The organism is Streptomyces sp. NPDC047043 (genome assembly GCF_040644055.1).
In the GTDB taxonomy this organism is placed as follows: domain Bacteria; phylum Actinomycetota; class Actinomycetes; order Streptomycetales; family Streptomycetaceae; genus Streptomyces.
In genome coordinates this window covers 1-2,570 of record NZ_JBEYVO010000088.1, presented here as the reverse complement: position 1 = coordinate 2,570, position 2,570 = coordinate 1, and the positions used below count along the sequence as shown (strand labels likewise).

2 rRNA genes are annotated in these 2,570 nt (G+C 57.5%); both read right to left on the bottom strand.

The features are described 5' to 3' along the window. A 5S ribosomal RNA gene (gene rrf, locus ABZ880_RS54350) occupies positions 1-117 on the bottom strand. A gap of 88 nt (positions 118-205) precedes the next feature. Further along, a 23S ribosomal RNA gene (locus ABZ880_RS54345) occupies positions 206-2,570 on the bottom strand; the annotation flags it as partial.

Below are 2,570 nucleotides of genomic sequence, written 5' to 3'. Positions count from 1 at the left end.
GTTCGGCGGCGTCCTACTCTCCCACAGGGTCCCCCCTGCAGTACCATCGGCGCTGTAAGGCTTAGCTTCCGGGTTCGGAATGTAACCGGGCGTTTCCCTCACGCTATAACCACCGAAACACTATGAAACTGTGAACTGCCGCACCACGCGTGGCGGCGTGGGGCTGTTCGTGGTTTCAGAACCAACACAGTGGACGCGAGCAACTGAGGACAAGCCCTCGGCCTATTAGTACCGGTCACCTCCACCAGTTGCCTGGCTTCCAGATCCGGCCTATCAACCCAGTCGTCTACTGGGAGCCTTACCCCATCAAGTGGGTGGGAGTCCTCATCTCGAAGCAGGCTTCCCGCTTAGATGCTTTCAGCGGTTATCCCTCCCGAACGTAGCCAACCAGCCATGCCCTTGGCAGAACAACTGGCACACCAGAGGTTCGTCCGTCCCGGTCCTCTCGTACTAGGGACAGCCCTTCTCAAGACTCCTGCGCGCACAGCGGATAGGGACCGAACTGTCTCACGACGTTCTAAACCCAGCTCGCGTACCGCTTTAATGGGCGAACAGCCCAACCCTTGGGACCGACTCCAGCCCCAGGATGCGACGAGCCGACATCGAGGTGCCAAACCATCCCGTCGATATGGACTCTTGGGGAAGATCAGCCTGTTATCCCCGGGGTACCTTTTATCCGTTGAGCGACGGCGCTTCCACAAGCCACCGCCGGGTCACTAGTCCCGACTTTCGTCCCTGCTCGACCCGTCGGTCTCACAGTCAAGCTCCCTTGTGCACTTACACTCAACACCTGATTGCCAACCAGGCTGAGGGAACCTTTGGGCGCCTCCGTTACCCTTTAGGAGGCAACCGCCCCAGTTAAACTACCCATCAGACACTGTCCCTGATCCGGATCACGGACCCAGGTTAGACATCCAGCACGACCAGACTGGTATTTCAACGACGACTCCCCCCGAACTGGCGTCCGGAGTTCACAGTCTCCCAGCTATCCTACACAAGCCGAACCGAACACCAATATCAAACTGTAGTAAAGGTCCCGGGGTCTTTCCGTCCTGCTGCGCGAAACGAGCATCTTTACTCGTAGTGCAATTTCACCGGGCCTATGGTTGAGACAGTCGAGAAGTCGTTACGCCATTCGTGCAGGTCGGAACTTACCCGACAAGGAATTTCGCTACCTTAGGATGGTTATAGTTACCACCGCCGTTTACTGGCGCTTAAGTTCTCAGCTTCGCCCCACCGAAATGGAGCTAACCGGTCCCCTTAACGTTCCAGCACCGGGCAGGCGTCAGTCCGTATACATCGCCTTACGGCTTCGCACGGACCTGTGTTTTTAGTAAACAGTCGCTTCTCGCTGGTCTCTGCGGCCACCCCCAGCTCACCGTGTAAAACGGATCACCAGGTGTGGCCCCCCTTCTCCCGAAGTTACGGGGGCATTTTGCCGAGTTCCTTAACCATAGTTCACCCGAACGCCTCGGTATTCTCTACCTGACCACCTGAGTCGGTTTAGGGTACGGGCCGCCATGAAACTCGCTAGAGGCTTTTCTCGACAGCATAGGATCATCCACTTCACCACAATCGGCTCGGCATCAGGTCTCAGCCGTATGCAAGGCGGATTTGCCTACCTTGCGGCCTACACCCTTACCCCGGGACAACCACCGCCCGGGCTGGACTACCTTCCTGCGTCACCCCATCACTCACCTACTACCAGCTCGGGTCACCGGCTCCACCACTCCGACCTCGTCCGAAGACTCAGCCAGCGGCTTCACGGGCTTAGCATCACTGGATTCGATGTTTGACGCTTCACAGCGGGTACCGGAATATCAACCGGTTATCCATCGACTACGCCTGTCGGCCTCGCCTTAGGTCCCGACTTACCCTGGGCAGATCAGCTTGACCCAGGAACCCTTAGTCAATCGGCGCACACGTTTCCCACGTGTGAATCGCTACTCATGCCTGCATTCTCACTCGTCAACCGTCCACAACTACCTTCCGGTGCTGCTTCACCCGGCAGACGACGCTCCCCTACCCATCACAGCGGGCGTTGGCCCTCATGCTGCAATGACACGACTTCGGCGGTACGCTTGAGCCCCGCTACATTGTCGGCGCGGAATCACTAGACCAGTGAGCTATTACGCACTCTTTCAAGGGTGGCTGCTTCTAAGCCAACCTCCTGGTTGTCTGTGCGACTCCACATCCTTTCCCACTTAGCGTACGCTTAGGGGCCTTAGTCGATGCTCTGGGCTGTTTCCCTCTCGACCATGGAGCTTATCCCCCACAGTCTCACTGCCGCGCTCTCACTTACCGGCATTCGGAGTTTGGCTAAGGTCAGTAACCCGGTAGGGCCCATCGCCTATCCAGTGCTCTACCTCCGGCAAGAAACACACGACGCTGCACCTAAATGCATTTCGGGGAGAACCAGCTATCACGGAGTTTGATTGGCCTTTCACCCCTAACCACAGGTCATCCCCCAGGTTTTCAACCCTGGTGGGTTCGGTCCTCCACGAAGTCTTACCTCCGCTTCAACCTGCCCATGGCTAGATCACTCCGCTTCGGGTCTTGAGCGTGCTACT